This is a genomic window from Verrucosispora sp. FIM060022 (genome assembly GCF_003977705.1).
GTDB classification, from domain to species: domain Bacteria; phylum Actinomycetota; class Actinomycetes; order Mycobacteriales; family Micromonosporaceae; genus Micromonospora; species Micromonospora gifhornensis.
Genome location: NZ_RQIV01000010.1, coordinates 123744 through 139078, shown reverse-complemented (window position 1 = coordinate 139078; position 15335 = coordinate 123744). Strand labels below are relative to the sequence as shown.

Genomic DNA, 15335 nt, shown 5'->3' with positions numbered 1-15335 from the left:
GGCGGTTCCTTCCTGGCTCGGGCAGAGTCGGATGTGGCCCGCCATCCGCAGCCTCTTGACCTGCTACAACAGTGCATCGGGGCAGGCCCGGGCGTCCTGTCACCTTGCGGACACCGTGACGGAGGGTTCCACGTGAAGTATCTGATGCTGATCTACGGCAACGAGCAGATCTGGGGCAGCCTGCCCGCCGGCGACCTGGCCACGCTGATCGGCGAGGTGGACGCCTTCAACGAGGACCTGCGCGCCCGTGGTGAACTGGTGGACGTGCAGGGACTGGACGCCCCGGCCCGCTCGGTGCGGATGGCCGGCGACACCCCGGCCGTCACCGACGGACCGTACCTGGAGGCGAAGGAGTACGTCGGCTCGTACTTCGTGGTCGACGTGGACAGTGAGCAACGGGCGCTGGAGATCGCCCGGTCGTACCCGGGGCTGCGGTTCGCTCCCGGTGTCGGTGGCGGCATCGAGATGTGGCCGTTGATGATCCGCGACGGGGTCGAGAACTGAGCCTCGACGAGGCCGCTGCCGAACTGCTGCGCCGGCTCTCCCCCCAGGTGCTCGGCGTGCTGGTCCGCCGCTACGGCGACTTCAGCGCGGCCGAGGACGCCGTGCAGGAGGCGATCGTCGCCGCCGTCGAAACGTGGCCGCGTGACGGCGTACCGGAGCATCCGGCGGCCTGGTTGCACACCGTGGCCGCCCGCCGCTACGTCGACCACGTACGGTCCGAGGTCGCCCGGGCGCGCCGCGAGCGTACGGTGCTCGACACCACCGGGCGTGACGCGCTGGTCGGGCCGCCGTCGGACGCCGACGTGCCCCGCGACGACCTGCTGGAACTCTTCCTGCTCTGCTGCCACCCGGCGTTGTCGACGAGCGCGCAGGTGGCCCTGACCCTGCGGGCCGTGGGTGGGCTGACCACGGCGGAGGTCGCGGCGGCGTTCCTGGTGCCGGAGAAGACCATGAGCCAGCGGATCTTCCGGGCCAAGCAGCGGCTGCGCGAGGTGGGCGCCCGGTTCGAGTTGCCGCCGGAGGCGGAGCAGAGCGCGCGGCTGGCCGTGGTCCGCCAGGTGCTGTACCTGATCTTCAACGAGGGTTACAGCGCCAGCAGCGGCCCGCAGTTGCACCGGTCCGACCTGACCCGGCGTGCGCTGTGGCTGACCCGCCGACTGCACGACCGGCTGCCCGACGACGGGGAGACCACCGGCCTGCTCGCGCTGATGATGCTGACCGAGGCGCGGTCCGCCGCGCGGGTCGGCCCGGACGGCGAGTTGGTGCCGCTGACCGAGCAGGATCGTCGCCGATGGGACCGCAGGGCCATCGCCGAGGGCAGCGCGCTGGTCGAGCGGGCCCTGACCACCTCGGCCCCGGGGCCGTACCAGATCCAGTCCGCGATCGCCGCCGTGCACGCCGAGGCGTCGACCACTGAGGAGACCGACTGGCCGCAGGTGCTGGCCCTGTACGAGCTGCTGGAACGCCTGGCACCCAACCCGGTGGCGACCCTGAGCCGGGCCGTGGCGGTGGGCATGGTGCACGGGCCGGCCGCTGGGCTGGCCCTGTTGGCGCAACTGGAATCGGGCATCCTCGCCGGGCACCACCGGCTGCACGCCGTCCGCGCGCACCTGCTGGAGCTGGCCGGCGACCGGGCCAGCGCGGCAACGGCCTGGCGGCAGGCGGCGGAGCTCGCCGCCGGCAGCGACCCCGAACGCCGGCACCTGCTCCGCCGGGCCGCCGCCGCAAGCGACTCAGGTCGCATTGAGGGGGATCACCAGGGCTCGGGGATGTTCACCGCCAGGCAGCGCTGGGTGCCGAGAAGAGGCTTGTAGCAGGCGGACGCCTCCAGGTTGTAGCTGTGGTCGTTGCGGTGGAAGGAGGTGGTGCCGCCGTTGAGGCAGGTGCTGCCGCTGACGGTCGTCCCGCCGGTGACCGTCCCGCTGGCGCACGCCCCCTTGGCGACGGCGGTCTTCTCCACCGTGTTCAGCGAGGAACGCAGATCCCCCGCCTGGTGGACGCCGTATCCGATGAGGCTGACGCCGGATCGGGTGACCGTGTACTGGTACGCCGTGGAGGTGTAGTACGACCAGCTGGCCCCGGTCCCGACGGTGCGCAGCTCCGAATCGGTGGCCGAGCCGGGGATGAACATGTAGAAACCCTTGTCGTTGGTGTTCGTTCCGTCGATCATCCGGTAGACGATCACCAACAGCCCCTGGTCGTAGCTGACCGTGTTGTATGTCAGGTAGCTGCCGTTACCGCAGGTGGTGCGGTCGGCGATGTAGCCGACACCGTACGCGTAGAGCATCACCCGGGCGCAGCGTCCGTCCGCCGCGGTGTCCTCGATGGTGCCGAGCGTGGCCGAGGTGCCGGCGTTGTCGGTGGCGTAACCGGTCAGGCGTACCCCGGGCAGTGTGCCGGAGTACTGGTAGGCGTTCGGTTGGTAGTAGCTCCACGAGGCCGACCAGCCGGCACCTGAGGGCAGTGCGAGCGCCGGCGTGGCGGGCAGCAGGGCAACAGCGAGCGTGGCGACAAGTGCGGCGGCCAGTGTGGCGGCCGACCGTCGTAGGGCCAGTGTCCTCATCGGTTCCTCCGTCGTGAAGCACGAGTCCACGAGCAGTGGATCTCTCACCGAATGATGACGGTCCACGCCGCGGCACGAACGTCTCTGTCTCCAGCCAGACAGCGGCGTCGCAACGAGGCGCTGAATCGACTCACCCGCAACCTGCCAGTGATTCAGATCACAACCAAGGGCGGTAGTTGGCGTCGGCTCCGCTCCGATCCATCGGCGAGCAGCACCCATGACGGGTGCCGCGAGACCGAGAGGAACGAGATGACCAAGGTGACCGCGCAGATGTCGGTGTCGCTGGACGGCTTCTACGCCGGCCCCCGGCACGACGGCGATGGTGACTGGCTGCATTCGGCGGAGAGCCACGGCTTCTTCCGGGTGACGCGCTGGGCCACCGAGGCGATGTCCTGGCGGGAACGGCAGGGCTTCGCCGGCGGCGCGCAGGACGTCAACTCCGACATCCTCGCCGAGTCGTTCGAGGCGGCCGGCGCGTACGTGATGGGTCGCCGGATGGCCGACGGCGGTGAGGTGCCGTGGGGCGACGAGCCGCCGTTCCGGGCACCGGTCTTCGTGGTCACCCACCGGCCCCGCCCTCCGGTGGTGCGCAAGGGCGGCACCAGTTTCACGTACGTCACCGACGGCGTGGCCAGCGCGGTGGCGCAGGCCCGGGCCGCCGCAGGTGGCAAGGACGTGGCGGTTTCCGGGGGCGGCACCCTGTTCCGGCAGGTCCTGCGCGCCGGGCTGCTCGACGAGTTCGAACTGCACATCGCGCCGGTGGTGCTGGGCACCGGGATGCGGCTGTTCGACGCCGACCTGGACGTGGACGAGTTCGAGGCCATCGAGCTGACCCCGACCCGCGTCGTGTCGGCCCCGCAGATCACCCACATCCGGTACGCGGTGCACGGGCGTGCTCCCCTCACCCTCGACGACCGGGGCCGCAGCTAGGGGCGGCGTCCTCCGGGGCGGTGGCGCGTCCGGCGGGTTTGCGGCGCGGCGCAGCTCGGCGACACGGGGCGTCGAGAATGCGCGTCCGCGCCTAGAGTGACGGCAATCATCGTCCAAGGAGGTGCGGTGTCCGAGCCGCCACCGGTCGAGCCGTCCCCGGCTGACATCGGGGAATCCCGCGAGGCCCCTGCCCCGACCGTCGCCGTCCCGGCGGATCCCGCCGGGACGGTGCCCCGGCTGCTTGTCGTACCGGCGGTCGAAGGGCTGCCGTCCATCGTGTGGCCCGGTCCGACCGACCAACCCGCCTGGGCGATCCCGGTGCAGGTGCCGGCCGGCACCCGGGGCTACGCGATCTTCCTACCGCTGGTGCAGGAAGGCGGGGCCACGACCGCCGCCGCGCCACCCGCCGTCGCCGCGGCGGTGGCGCCCGCGCCGACCAGCACGTCACCGGCCACCACCACACCGTCCACGGCAGCATCGGCTGCTGAAGCGCCGCCGGACACCGCGCCCGCCGCGACAGCCTCGGCCGCCACCACCGCCAGCCAGTCCCCACCCGCCGGCCAGTCCCCACCCGCAGGCCAGCCGGCGGGCGGCGGGCGGCCGGTGGCGGTGACGTCGGGTGGGCTTCCGGCTTCGTATCCGCCGCCCGGCCCCGGGTACGCCTTCCGACGGACCCCACCGCCACCGACCTTCTTCGAGCGGGTGTGGCCCGGCCCGGAGGTGACAGGTCACCTGGCCACGCCGCTGGCCGTGCTGGTCGGCGCGCTGGGGGTGGCAGCCTTCGTGCCGTTGGGGCGCACCGGCATCGGCTGGTTCCTCGGTTGGCTGGTGCTCACCGTCGCGGTCGTCGTGGCGGTACGGCAACACACCGCCGAACTTGCCCCTACCGAACGGTGGGTCCGGGCCGGTTGGGCCGGTGCCGCCCTGGCGCTGCTCGCCGTGCTGGCCTTCCGCAACGCCTGGTGGCTGGTGACCTTCTGCGTGCTGGGCGCACTGGGCTGCGCCGCCCTGGCCATCGTCGGTGGGCAGCGGGTGCGGTCGATCCTGTTCAGCCTGGTGGCCGCACCGATCGCCGGGCTGCGCGGGCTGCCCTGGGTGCGCCGACACCTGCGCGCGCCCGGCAGCCCCGGCAGCGTACGGCGGGTGGTCGGTTCGGTGGTCGCCACCGTGGTCGTCCTCGTGGTGTTCGGTCCCCTGCTCTCCTCCGCCGATGCGGCGTTCTCGCAGGTCCTCGGCGCGCTGCTGCCGGAGATCAGTGTCAGTGGTGTGTTCCGGTGGCTGTTCCTGGCGGCCGTGGGCGGCCTGATCGCGGTGGCCGCCGTCTACACGCTCGCCGCGCCGCCGGATCTGTCCGCGGTGGACCGGCCCACCGAACGCCGCGTCGGCCTGCTGGAATGGGCGCCGCCGATCGCCGCGCTGACCGCCCTGTTCGGCGGCTTCGTGGCGGTGCAGTTCACGGTGCTCTTCGGCGGGCAGCGGCACGTGCTGCGGACCACCGGCCTGAGCTACGCCGAGTACGCCCGCAGCGGCTTCTGGCAGCTGGTCGTGGTGACCGTGCTGACCTTGGCGGTGCTCGGCGGGGTGACCCGTTTCGTCCGCCGGGACCGCCACCTCGACCGGGTGCTGCTGCGGGTCCTGCTCGGCCTGCTCAGCGCCCTGACCGTGGTCATCGTGGTGTCCGCGCTGTCGCGGATGTACACGTACCAGAAGGTCTACAGCTTCACCGGCGAGCGGATCTTCGTGATGGGCTTCGAGCTGCTGCTCGGCGCGGTCTTCCTGATGATCCTGGTGGCCGGCGTACGCTGGCGCGGCGGTTGGATCCCCCGGCTGGCCACGGCGCTCGCGGTGGTGCTGCTGCTCGGCCTGGCGGTGCTCAACCCGGAGGACTACGCGGCCCGGCGCAGCGTCGCCCGGTACCAGGAGACCGGCCGCATCGACGCCTGGTACCTGCGCGCCCTCTCCGCCGACGCCACGCCCGCCCTGGCCGCCCTGCCCGACCCGGTACGCCGCTGCACGCTCAGCTGGATCGCCGACGACCTGGCCGAACCCGACCCGTGGTACGCCTGGAACCGGGGCCGGGACCGCGCCCGGGAGGTGCTCGACCGGCTGGGGCCCGAAGCGATCGGCAACCAGCGCGACTGCCGCCGGGCCGACCAGTTCGACCTGCCGAAGACCCGCCGCTGACGGAGGTGACGCGGATGCCGACCAGCCGAATCCTGTCGTGGCCGCTCGCCTGCTGCCTGCTCCTCGCCTCGGCCGCCTGCACGACCGAGGAGACCGGCCAGGAAGAACCGCGTCCGCCGGTGCCTGCCACGTCCCTGGCCGACCCCGACACCACCGGGTCGAGCCAGGTCGGCGACGGGGTGGTGTCGTGTTCCGCCGCGGTCGACAAGCTGCGGGAACCACCTGATGGTTACCGCATCGTGGGTGCGGACGTCGCGGTGCCGGACCGGGAGGTGATCGAAGCCCAGGAGTCGGAGAAACCGGATCCGGCGGCCCGGCTGTTCGCCAAATGGGGACTTGTCGTACGCGTCGGCGCCGTGGTCGACCTGCGGGTCGGGCCCGGCTGGGAAGACCGGGCCCGGGTCGGCTGGGGCCGCCCGGCGGTACCAGCGGTAAGCGTTCAGGTGCAGGCCTGTGCCCCCGACGACGACCAGGCCCAGTGGCTGGCCTTCGTCGGCGGCACGTGGGTCGCGCAGCCGACCTGCCTGCCACTGACGATCCGCTCGCAGGGGCGGACGTCACAGGTACGCCTCGGCATCGGCGTCGCCTGCGACACCTGAGGTCAGCACCCTTGCAGCGGCTCCATCCGGTTCCACCCGGCCCAGCCCCGCTCGCGCAGCAGGTCCCGTAGCCGCTGCACCCTCGGATCGGACTCCACGGCGAGCACGTCGACGAGGTCCTGTGGCAACTCGTCGGACGCCTCGTCGCGGAGGATCTCACCGGCGCGGTACGCCTGCTCGGCCAGGCCCACCATGATGTCGGCGACTTCCGCCAGCCGTGGGTCGTCGGTCTCACCCGGCTCGTCGTCGAAGATCTCCGACAGCACCCGGTAGAGCCGGACGACCTGCGGATCGTCGAGCTGCGCGAGCTTGCCGGGCATGAATTCGGCTATCCGTTCGGGCCAGCGAGCGGCGACCAGGATCCAGCCGTCCCGTTCACCCTCCACCACCCGCTCCGACACCCCCAGCTCGCGGAGCCGATCGAGGTAGGCGGTGACCTCCGGCGGGAGCGTCAGCCGGTCGCCGCCGACCAGTTGCGCGATCTGCCTGCGGCTGGTCTCCAGCCGCTCGATCTGGTCGCGCAGCCGCTCGTCGATGGCCCGGACCGCGTCGGCGAAGGCCGACGGATCGGCGTCGAGCAACTCACCGATGCGGGCCAGCGGCACGCCGGCGTTGGCCAGCGTACGGATCTTCACGAGGGACACGACCGCCCTGGCGCTGTAGCGCCGGTAACCGGAAGCGTCCCGGTCCGGCTCGGGCAGCAGCCCGACCTGGTGATAGTGCCGCACCGCGCGCACGGTGACACCGGCGTACGCCGCCAGTTGACCGATCGTCAGCATGCTCTGATCCTGCCCCCTGTCGCCGCCGACTCAGGCGACCCGACGACGGTAGGTGACGACCGCGAGGACGTAGGCGACGACGAGGATGCCGACACACCAGGCGAGGGCGGTCCAGATGTCGGCACCGACCGGCTGCCCGGCGAACAGGTCCCGGATCGCGTCAACGATCGCGGTCACCGGCTGATGCTCGGCGAAGGCCCGGACCGGGCCGGGCATCGACTCGGTGGGCACGAAGGCCGAGCTGACGAAGGGCAGGAACACCAGTGGGTACGCGAACCCGCTCGCGCCGTCCACCGACTTCGCGGTGAGGCCGGGCAGCACAGCGAGCCAGGTCAACGCCAGGGTGAGCAGGGCCAGGATGCCGGCGACCGCGAGCCACCCCAGCACCCCCGCCCCGGTGCGGAAGCCCACCACCAGGGCGACACCGAGGACGACCGCCAGCGAGATCAGGTTCGCGACCAGCGAGGTCAGGACGTGTGCCCACAGTACGGAGGACCGGGCGATCGGCATGGACTGGAACCGTTCGACGATGCCGCCCTGCATGTCCAGGAAGAGCCGGAAGGCGGTGTAGGAGATGCCGGAGGCGATCGTGATGACCAGGATGCCGGGCAGCAGGTAGTCCACGTACGACTCGGAGCCGGTCTCGATCGCGCCGCCGAAGACGTAGACGAACAGCAGCAGGAAGGCGATCGGCATGATCGCGGTGGTGATGATGGTGTCCGGGCTGCGGGCGATGTGGCGCAGTGAGCGGCCCAGCAGGACCGCGGTGTCGCCGAGAAGATGCTTGTTCATAGGTCTGCCTTCTCCGTTGCGGTGCCGACGAGGGCGAGGAAGACGTCTTCCAGGCTCGGCTGCTTCTCGACGTACTCGACCTCGGGCGCGGGGAGCAGCCGCTTGAGCTCGTCGGGGGTCCCCTCGACGAGGATCCGACCCTGGTGGAGGATCGCGATCCGGTCGGCGAGTTGCTCCGCCTCGTCGAGATGCTGGGTCGTGAGCAGCACCGTCGTACCTCCACCGGCGAGTTCCTTGACGGTGTGCCACACCTCGATGCGCGCCTGCGGGTCCAGCCCGGTGGTCGGCTCGTCGAGGAAGATCACCGGCGGGTTGCCGATCAGACTCATCGCGATGTCCAGCCGGCGGCGCATGCCACCGGAGTACGTCGCCACCCGCCGGTTGGCCGCCTCGGTCAGCGAGAAGTGCCGCAGCAGGTCGTCCGCGACCGCACCCGGATCCGCGAGATGCCGGAGCCGGGCGACCAGGACCAGGTTCTCCCGCCCGGTGAGGATCTCGTCGACCGCCGCGAACTGCCCCGTCAGACTGATCGACTCGCGTACCTGGCCGGCCTGCCCGGCGACGTCGAAACCGTTGACCCGGGCGGTGCCCGCGTCGGCCCGCAGCAGCGTGGCCAGGATCTTCACCAGGGTGGTCTTGCCCGCCCCGTTCGAGCCGAGCAGGGCGACGATGCTGCCCCGCGCCACGTCGAGGTCCACGCCGCGCAGCACCGGCAACTGCTTGAACGACTTCTCCAGATTTCGTACCTGGATCGCCGGCCCCTCGGCCCGACCGGCTGGTGGTGGAATGCTCATGACCGGCAGCATGGAGGGTTGACGCTGCGTCAGGGTCAAGCCCCGTCCGCCGCCCCCTGACAAAGGCTTCCGACGCGTACGGTCCCTGCATGGTCTTCTTCGATGGCACCGACGGCACCCGGCTCGCCTACCACCAGGTTGGCGAGGGTTCCCCGCTGATCTGCCTTCCCGGCGGCCCGATGCAGTCCTCGGCCTACCTCGGTGACCTGGGCGGGTTGTCGGCCCACCGCCGGATCGTGCGTCTCGACCTGCGCGGGACCGGTGATTCGGCCATCCCGGCGGACCCGACGACCTATCGCGTCGACCGGCTCGTCGAGGACGTCGAAGCGCTACGCGCGCATCTCGGCCAGGAGCGGATCGACCTGTTGGGGCACTCGGCCGGTGGCGGTCTCGCCGTGCGGTACGCCGCCCGCCACCCCGACCGGATCGGCCGTCTCGTGCTGGTCACCCCCAGCCCGCGGGTGGTCGACCTGGAGGTCACCGACGCCGACCGTCGCCAGGTCGCGGAACTGCGCCACAGCGAGCCCTGGTTCCCTGCCGCCTTCGCCGCCTTCGAGCGGATCTGGTCGGGCGATGCCACCGCGGCTGACTGGCAGGCGATCGAGCCCTTCATGCACGGGCGATGGGATGCCGACCTCCGGACTCGGCTCGACCGGGAGGCGAGTCAGAGGAACGCGGAGGCGGCCGGCATCTACTACTCGGCCGGAACCCTTGACCCGCAGGCGACCAGAGCCGACCTCGCCCACCTCCGGGCACCGGTCCTGCTCGTCGCCGGCGAATACGACGTCGCACTTCCCCCGAGCTGCGCCGCCGCGTACGCCAAGCTGTTTCCGCAGGCTGAGCTGGCCGTGCTGCCAACCGGCGGACACCAGCCCTGGCACGACGATCCGCAGTGGTTCCGACAGACCCTGACAGCGTTCCTGCGCTGACCGGCCCGCCGGATGCACGGAGACGAGTCAGCGGCGGGTGCCAGACCGGGTCAGGTGTCACACCGCCATCGATCCGCCTCGACGTTGACGGCAAGTCGGCGGCGTCGGGATCTAGCGTGGCATGCCTCGTTGATCTCCCTGGTCAGCGAACAGACAGCCCGGATTACGCCAGGAGCTAGAACCGTAGAACATTTAGTTCTACACTCGTGTCCATGGAACGCATCGGTGTCCGGGAGCTAAACCAGAACACGAGCCAGGTGTTGGCTCGGGTGAGTGGCGGGGAGACCGTCGAGATCACCGATCGTGGACACCCGATCGCTCGACTTGTTCCGGTGGGCGACGACAGGTCGATTCTGGCCAAGCTGGTAGCGGCAGGGCGGGCCGTCGCCCCCACCGGAGGGGGCTCTGTTCCACTTCCACCGAAGCTCGGTGACGAGAGTGTAGACGTGGCCGCCTCGCTCGCTGCGATGCGTGACGAGGAGCGCTGGTGATCTATCTCGATTCCGCCGCCGTCGTCAAGCTGGTGCGGCAGGAAGCATGCAGCGCCGACCTTGTCTCCTGGCTCAACAAGCACGACGACGTGCCGCTGGTCTCCTCCGCGCTCGTCGAGGTGGAAGTGCCCAGAGCGCTGCGCCGATCAGCTCCGCAGGCGTTGATCGGAGTGCCGGCTGCTGTCGGACGGCTGTTCCGACTGGAGATCGACAGCACGATCCGTGCAACCGCAGCCGCGTTCGCCGAGCCGACGCTCCGCAGCCTCGACGCCATCCACCTGGCCACCGCCCAGGTACTGACCAACGAGTCCGGCACGGCACTCACCGCCTTCGTCACCTACGACCGGCGGCTGCTCGATTGCGCCAAGGAAGCAGGACTACCCGTAGCAAGCCCCGGCCAGAACTGACCCGCGAATCCACCACCCTGTACGAAGTCCGGCCGCCGCTTGACGCCCGGCCACGACGACGGCCGTGGCCTGCGTTCGCGGACTTGCACCCCTCCGTTTGGGTATCCGTTTCGAGTGGGGCGGGCGGGACTCGAACCCGCGACCGAGGGATTATGAGTCCCCTGCTCTAACCGGCTGAGCTACCGCCCCGGCACCGGGGCCGGAGTGATCCCGCCCCTGTCGATCACCGGCCGCTCATACCGGCGTCGCCCTCCGCCTCAGCAGCACGATGGGCAACGCGAGAATACAGCGGGCAGCCGGGAAATCTGATCCCGCCCCGCCCACCGGCCGCACCAGCACGGTCGATGCGGCTGGCGTCCTGGTAGCGGCGGGGTACGGACATCTCGGCGGCCCGGGAACGGCGAATGCCCACCGGACTGCCGGTGGGCATGTCGTGCTGGAGAAGCAAGCTCCCCCGTTTGGACTCGAACCAAAAACCTGCCGGTTAACAGCCGGCTGCTCTGCCAATTGAGCTACGGGGGACTGCACAGCCGCCCGGTGCGGATCTCTCCGCGCCGTGCGCCGGGCACAAGAGTACAGGACTCCGGGGGGTCTTGGTCCAGGGGGGTTACCCTCCTGATCATCGGACCGACCGATCGGATTGTCTGGGGCAAATCGCCATCGGGGCACAAGGAGGTATGAGCAGAGAGCAGGATGGGTAGTTAGCTGCCGACGACAGGACGCAGGCGCGAACTGGTCGGCCCCGCTCCCGGTGATCGAGGGCGGGTCGACGGCGCGTCAGGTACGAGAGGAGCCGCCATGCGCGGAAAGATCATGTTCCTTGGCGGGCTGGCTGCAGGGTTCGTCCTGGGCGCCCGTGCCGGCCGGGAGAAGTACGAGGAGTTGATGGTCCAGGGCCGCAAGGTGCTCGACCACCCGACCGTCCAGGAGGCGGCCGGGGTCGCCCAGGCCCAGGCCAGCCGGCTCTACCACGAGGGCAAGGACAAGCTCGGCCACTCCAAGCTGGGCGAGAAGCTGAACCAGAACGGCAAGCACGGGCCCACCGCTGCCGACGACGCCTTCGCCGGCACGCCGGCCACGGCCGGCGCCAAGCCCGGCCCCAGCTCGTCGGGGTCGACCGCAGGGTCGACGACGTCGACCACGGCCCGCAGCAAGCCGTCCGGCACCAACGGCACGAATCTGTAGCAACCCTTCAGCCGGGCCCGATCGCCAGTGTGGCGGTCGGGCCCGGCTGCTGTGTGCGCACCGGCAAAGTGTCCACCCTCGCGGTAACTTTCGCCCGTATTGAACGAAAGTCCCGGCGATATCGCTGAAACTTCTGCCTCTGACCCCTTCTCTTTATTGCCGGCCGCAAATATCGTCCTCGTTAGACCTGGCCAGGCTCGTTTGGTAACCCCCAACCGCCCCGGCACCGCGCGTGCCGGGACGGAACTGACCGATCAGAGCGAGGTTCGATGCACAGACCGTTGGGCCGCAGAGCCCTCACCTATCTGAGTCTCCTCACCCTCGTCGGCGCGACACTCGTCGCGACCGGCGCCCCGCAGACCACGCCGGCGCAAGCCGCGCCGGTGGCCGGCGAGGCGACATCGACAAACAACGGCATCCAGTACAAGGTGCTGGTCTTCACCCGGTCGGCCGACGGCGCCCACCCCGCCACCTCGGCCGGCGTCGACGCCATCCGACAGCTCGGCAAGCAACGGCGGTTCACGGTGGACGTCACCGACGACGCCCGCAAGTTCCGCGAGCCGCACCTCAAGCAGTTCCGCGCCGTGGTGTTCCTGAACACCTCCGGCGATGTGCTCGACGACGACCAACGAGCCGCGTTCGAGAAGTACTACCGCGCCGGTGGCGGCTTCGTCGGCGTGCACTCGGCGATCGAGGCGGAGCCGGGCTGGGGCTTCCTCGACGAGGTCCTCGGCACCCGCGCCGTCGGCGCGGCGACGCCGGCCAGCGCCGCCACGGTGACCGTGGCCGACCGGGTACACCCGGCCTCGGCCTCGTTGCCCGAGCGGTGGACCACGACGGACCGGTGGTACAACTTCGCGGCCAACGTCCGGGGCTTCTCGCACGTCCTGGCGACGGTGGACGAGAAGACGTACGCCGGCGGCAGCATGGGTTTCGACCACCCCATCACCTGGTGCAAGGACTACCAGGGCGGACGCTCGTTCTACACCGGACTCGGCGCCACCCCGGAGAGCTTCAGCGGCACCGACCTGCGCGCTCACCTCGGTGGCGCGATCCAGTGGGCGGCCGGCGTCACCGACGGCGACTGTGGCGCGACGGTGCTGGCCAACTACCAGATGACGGTGATCGGTGCACAGCCCAACGTCAACGAGCCGATCGGCTTCGACGTGCTGCCCGACGGGCGGGTCATCCAGACCGACCGACGTGGTGGCGTACGGCTGCACGAGCCGGACGGCAACCGCACCACCCTGCTGGCCCAGATCCCGGTCTACACCCACAGCGAGGACGGGATGTACGGCCCGGCGATCGACAAGGACTTCGCCACCAACAAGTGGGTCTACCTGTTCTACGCCCCACCGGGTGACACTCCCACCGGCGCTGCGCCCACGACCAGCACCAACCCCAACGCCTGGGACAACTGGAAGGGCTACTTCCAGCTGTCGCGGTTCAAGTTCGTCGACGGCGAGAACCCCTCGCTCGACCTGAGCACCGAACAGAAGATCATGCAGGTACCGGTGGACCGGGGCGCCTGCTGTCACGTCGGCGGCGACATCGCCTTCGACTCGGAGAACAACCTGTGGCTGGTCACCGGGGACGACACCCCGGCCGGCGGCGGCGGTTCGGGTGGCTTCTCCCCGCACAACGACTCGGTGAGCGCGAGCGGGGTCTACCAGGCACCGTTCGTGGACGCCCGGCGCAGCTCCGCCAACACCAACGACCTGCGGGGCAAGATCCTGCGGATCAAGGTCCAGGCGGACGGCAGCTACACCATCCCCGAGGGGAACCTGTTCCCCGAGGCGCAGGATCCGGGTGACAAGACCCGACCGGAGATCTACGCGATGGGGCTGCGCAACCCGTTCCGGATCACCCTGGACAAGAACGACGTCGCGTACATCACCGACTACTCTCCCGACTCCTCGACCGCCGCGGTCGGGCGAGGGCCGGCGGGCACCGGGCGGATGATGGTGGTCGACAAGCCCGCGAACTACGGCTGGCCGCTGTGCGTACAGCCGGACCTGCCGTACTACGAGATGAACTGGACCACCAGCCCGATCTCGCCGATCGCGCCGTTCGACTGTGCGGCGCCGAAGAACACCTCCCGGCACAACACCGGCCTGGTCGACCTGCCGCCGGTGGAGAAGTCGGAGCTCTGGTACTCCTTCCAGGCCCCGACGCCCTGCCCGGAGTCCTACCTGTCCACCCCGACCCAGACCTGTCCGGTGCTCTTCCCGGAGCTCGGCACCGGCGGTGTGGGTCCGCACGGCGCGGCGAAGTACGACTACGACCCGGAGCTGAGGTCGGAGACGAAGTTCCCCGCGTACTACGACGGCGCGATCTTCTTCGGTGAGTTCACCCGGGACTACCTGCGGGAGATCCGGCTCGACTCGCAGGGCGACGTCCTGAAGATCAACGATCTGTTGAGTTGCGGCGGAGGTCCGGTCACGCCGGCCAGGCCGTTCCTCTGCGACAACCCGATGGACATGATGTGGGGTCCGGACGGCAACTTCTACCTGCTCACGTACGGGGACGGGTTCTTCAACATCAACCCGGACGCGGCGATGGTGAAGTTCAGCTACGTCAAGGGCCTGCGGGCACCGACGGCCGTGCTGAACGCGACCCCGACCAACGGGCAGGCCCCGTTGACCGTGGCGTTCTCCAGTGACGGGTCACGCGACCCGGATCCGGCGGACTCCATCTCGTACGCCTGGGACTTCGACGGCAACGGCACGACCGACTCCGTCGACCCGAACCCCTCGTTCACGTACACCAGCAACGGCGTCTACACGGCGCGGCTGACGGTGACCGACTCCAGTGGCAAGACCGCGACGGCGAACACCACCATCACGGTCGGCAACACCGCCCCGACGGTACGGGTGGACGTACCGATCGAGGGTGGCTTCTTCAGCTGGGGTGACGACATCCCCTGGTCGGTGACGGTCACCGACCCGGAGGACGGCCCGATCGACTGCGCGAAGGTGGAAGTCACCTTCGTTCTCGGTCACGACGACCACGGGCACGGGGAGGCCAACCAGCTCGGCTGTTCCGGGGTGCTGCCCACGCTCGCCGACGACGCCTCACACGGCGGCTACATCTACGGCGTGATCAGCGCGACCTACACCGACAACGGCGCCAACGGTCAGCCGCCGCTGACCACCATCGGTCAGCAGGTCATCCAGGACAAGTTGCAGCAGGTGGAGTTCGCCCGGGAACAGTCCGGCACCACGGTCGGCAACACCGCGGACGCCGGCGGCGGGCAGCAACGCGGCAGCCTCGACAACGGTGACTGGATCGCCATAAACGGCACGGTCAACCTGCGGAACATCGACTCGGTGACCCTGCGTACCTCCGGTGGCAGCGCGGCCACGGCCGGGCAGCCACGCTTCAACGTCGAGTTCCGCCGGGACTCGCCGACCGGTCCGCTGCTGACCACCGCAACGGTCAACGCGACCACCGGCAACAACGCCTTCACCAGCACCAGCGTGCCGATCACCGACCCCGGTGAGACGTTCCGGCTGTACCTGGTGTTCACCACCGTCGCCGGCGGTCCGGCCAGCGGCTTCGGCAACCTCAACTGGGTGCAGTTCAACGGTCCGGGCATCGGCCTCACCCCGTAGGCACCCTCCGGCTGGGGTCGTCACCCGACGACCCCAGCCACCCCACCGGTAACACCACCGAGAAA

14 protein-coding genes and 2 tRNA genes are annotated in these 15335 nt (G+C 70.1%); 10 read left to right on the top strand and 6 right to left on the bottom strand.

Annotated features, from left to right (window positions below; translation table 11 throughout):
- The first annotated feature begins 132 nt into the window (after positions 1-132).
- Entirely contained in the window at positions 133-504 is a 372-nt protein-coding gene (locus EG812_RS23860; RefSeq protein WP_126712803.1) for a YciI family protein, read from the top strand.
- Positions 468-1817 carry an RNA polymerase sigma factor gene (locus tag EG812_RS23855; RefSeq protein WP_233579606.1) on the top strand — a complete coding sequence of 450 codons (1350 nt, stop codon included), beginning with the start codon at positions 468-470 and terminating at the stop codon, positions 1815-1817. The genes EG812_RS23860 and EG812_RS23855 overlap by 37 nt, the downstream gene beginning before the upstream one ends.
- Here EG812_RS23855 and EG812_RS23850 read toward each other — a convergent pair.
- The gene (locus EG812_RS23850) at positions 1757-2566 is read right to left on the bottom strand and encodes a hypothetical protein (RefSeq protein WP_126712802.1); all 810 of its coding nucleotides are present in this window, start codon (positions 2564-2566) and stop codon (positions 1757-1759) included. The genes EG812_RS23855 and EG812_RS23850 overlap by 61 nt on opposite strands.
- Positions 2567-2815: 249 nt before the next feature.
- Between EG812_RS23850 and EG812_RS23845 the strand changes: the two genes are divergently transcribed.
- The 3 genes from EG812_RS23845 (at position 2816) to EG812_RS23835 (ending at position 6279) form a co-directional block, all read left to right on the top strand.
- Positions 2816-3496, top strand: coding sequence for a dihydrofolate reductase family protein (locus tag EG812_RS23845; RefSeq protein ID WP_013735322.1), 681 nt, complete (start codon positions 2816-2818; stop codon positions 3494-3496).
- A gap of 126 nt (positions 3497-3622) precedes the next feature.
- A complete protein-coding gene (locus EG812_RS23840) occupies positions 3623-5680 on the top strand; it encodes a DUF4153 domain-containing protein (RefSeq protein WP_233579604.1) in 2058 nt (685 codons plus the stop codon).
- 14 nt (positions 5681-5694) lie between these two features.
- Positions 5695-6279 (top strand): hypothetical protein, encoded by a 585-nt coding sequence (locus EG812_RS23835; RefSeq protein WP_126712801.1) that lies wholly within the window; start codon positions 5695-5697, stop codon positions 6277-6279.
- 2 nt (positions 6280-6281) lie between these two features.
- Here the strand turns inward: EG812_RS23835 and EG812_RS23830 are convergent, their stop codons facing one another.
- From EG812_RS23830 to EG812_RS23820, 3 genes are read right to left on the bottom strand one after another with little or no spacing between them, the layout of a single operon-like run.
- Complete coding sequence (locus EG812_RS23830) at positions 6282-7058, bottom strand: MerR family transcriptional regulator (protein WP_013735325.1); 777 nt, start codon at positions 7056-7058, stop codon at positions 6282-6284.
- A gap of 30 nt (positions 7059-7088) precedes the next feature.
- Complete coding sequence (locus EG812_RS23825) at positions 7089-7850, bottom strand: ABC transporter permease (protein WP_126712800.1); 762 nt, start codon at positions 7848-7850, stop codon at positions 7089-7091.
- The gene (locus EG812_RS23820) at positions 7847-8644 is read right to left on the bottom strand and encodes an ABC transporter ATP-binding protein (protein WP_199743933.1); all 798 of its coding nucleotides are present in this window, start codon (positions 8642-8644) and stop codon (positions 7847-7849) included. Before EG812_RS23820 ends, EG812_RS23825 begins: the two co-directional genes overlap by 4 nt.
- Positions 8645-8733: 89 nt before the next feature.
- Between EG812_RS23820 and EG812_RS23815 the strand changes: the two genes are divergently transcribed.
- The 3 genes from EG812_RS23815 (at position 8734) to EG812_RS23805 (ending at position 10471) form a co-directional block, all read left to right on the top strand.
- Positions 8734-9573, top strand: coding sequence for an alpha/beta fold hydrolase (locus EG812_RS23815; protein ID WP_126712799.1), 840 nt, complete (start codon positions 8734-8736; stop codon positions 9571-9573).
- A gap of 212 nt (positions 9574-9785) precedes the next feature.
- A complete protein-coding gene (locus tag EG812_RS23810) occupies positions 9786-10064 on the top strand; it encodes a type II toxin-antitoxin system Phd/YefM family antitoxin (RefSeq protein ID WP_199714641.1) in 279 nt (92 codons plus the stop codon).
- A complete protein-coding gene (locus tag EG812_RS23805; RefSeq protein ID WP_119578710.1) occupies positions 10061-10471 on the top strand; it encodes a type II toxin-antitoxin system VapC family toxin in 411 nt (136 codons plus the stop codon). The genes EG812_RS23810 and EG812_RS23805 overlap by 4 nt, the downstream gene beginning before the upstream one ends.
- Before the next feature lie 115 nt (positions 10472-10586).
- On the opposite strand, the gene EG812_RS23800 is transcribed toward EG812_RS23805, so the two are convergent.
- Positions 10587-10660, bottom strand: a tRNA-Ile gene (locus EG812_RS23800).
- Positions 10661-10920: 260 nt separating this feature from the next.
- Positions 10921-10993, bottom strand: a tRNA-Asn gene (locus EG812_RS23795).
- 276 nt (positions 10994-11269) lie between these two features.
- Here EG812_RS23795 and EG812_RS23790 point away from each other — a divergent pair.
- Positions 11270-11656 (top strand): hypothetical protein, encoded by a 387-nt coding sequence (locus EG812_RS23790; protein ID WP_013735329.1) that lies wholly within the window; start codon positions 11270-11272, stop codon positions 11654-11656.
- Positions 11657-11925: 269 nt separating this feature from the next.
- Positions 11926-15270, top strand: coding sequence for a ThuA domain-containing protein (locus EG812_RS23785; RefSeq protein ID WP_126712798.1), 3345 nt, complete (start codon positions 11926-11928; stop codon positions 15268-15270).
- Positions 15271-15335: the final 65 nt, after the last annotated feature.

Coding starts and splice junctions, on each gene's coding strand:
- EG812_RS23850 (WP_126712802.1), bottom strand. CDS start 2,566: ATGAGGACACTGGCCCTACGACGGTCGGCCGCCACACTGGCCGCCGCA.
- EG812_RS23815 (WP_126712799.1), top strand. CDS start 8,734: ATGGTCTTCTTCGATGGCACCGACGGCACCCGGCTCGCCTACCACCAG.
- EG812_RS23830 (WP_013735325.1), bottom strand. CDS start 7,058: ATGCTGACGATCGGTCAACTGGCGGCGTACGCCGGTGTCACCGTGCGC.
- EG812_RS23835 (WP_126712801.1), top strand. CDS start 5,695: ATGCCGACCAGCCGAATCCTGTCGTGGCCGCTCGCCTGCTGCCTGCTC.
- EG812_RS23825 (WP_126712800.1), bottom strand. CDS start 7,850: ATGAACAAGCATCTTCTCGGCGACACCGCGGTCCTGCTGGGCCGCTCA.
- EG812_RS23820 (WP_199743933.1), bottom strand. CDS start 8,644: ATGAGCATTCCACCACCAGCCGGTCGGGCCGAGGGGCCGGCGATCCAG.
- EG812_RS23785 (WP_126712798.1), top strand. CDS start 11,926: ATGCACAGACCGTTGGGCCGCAGAGCCCTCACCTATCTGAGTCTCCTC.
- EG812_RS23790 (WP_013735329.1), top strand. CDS start 11,270: ATGCGCGGAAAGATCATGTTCCTTGGCGGGCTGGCTGCAGGGTTCGTC.
- EG812_RS23810 (WP_199714641.1), top strand. CDS start 9,786: ATGGAACGCATCGGTGTCCGGGAGCTAAACCAGAACACGAGCCAGGTG.
- EG812_RS23845 (WP_013735322.1), top strand. CDS start 2,816: ATGACCAAGGTGACCGCGCAGATGTCGGTGTCGCTGGACGGCTTCTAC.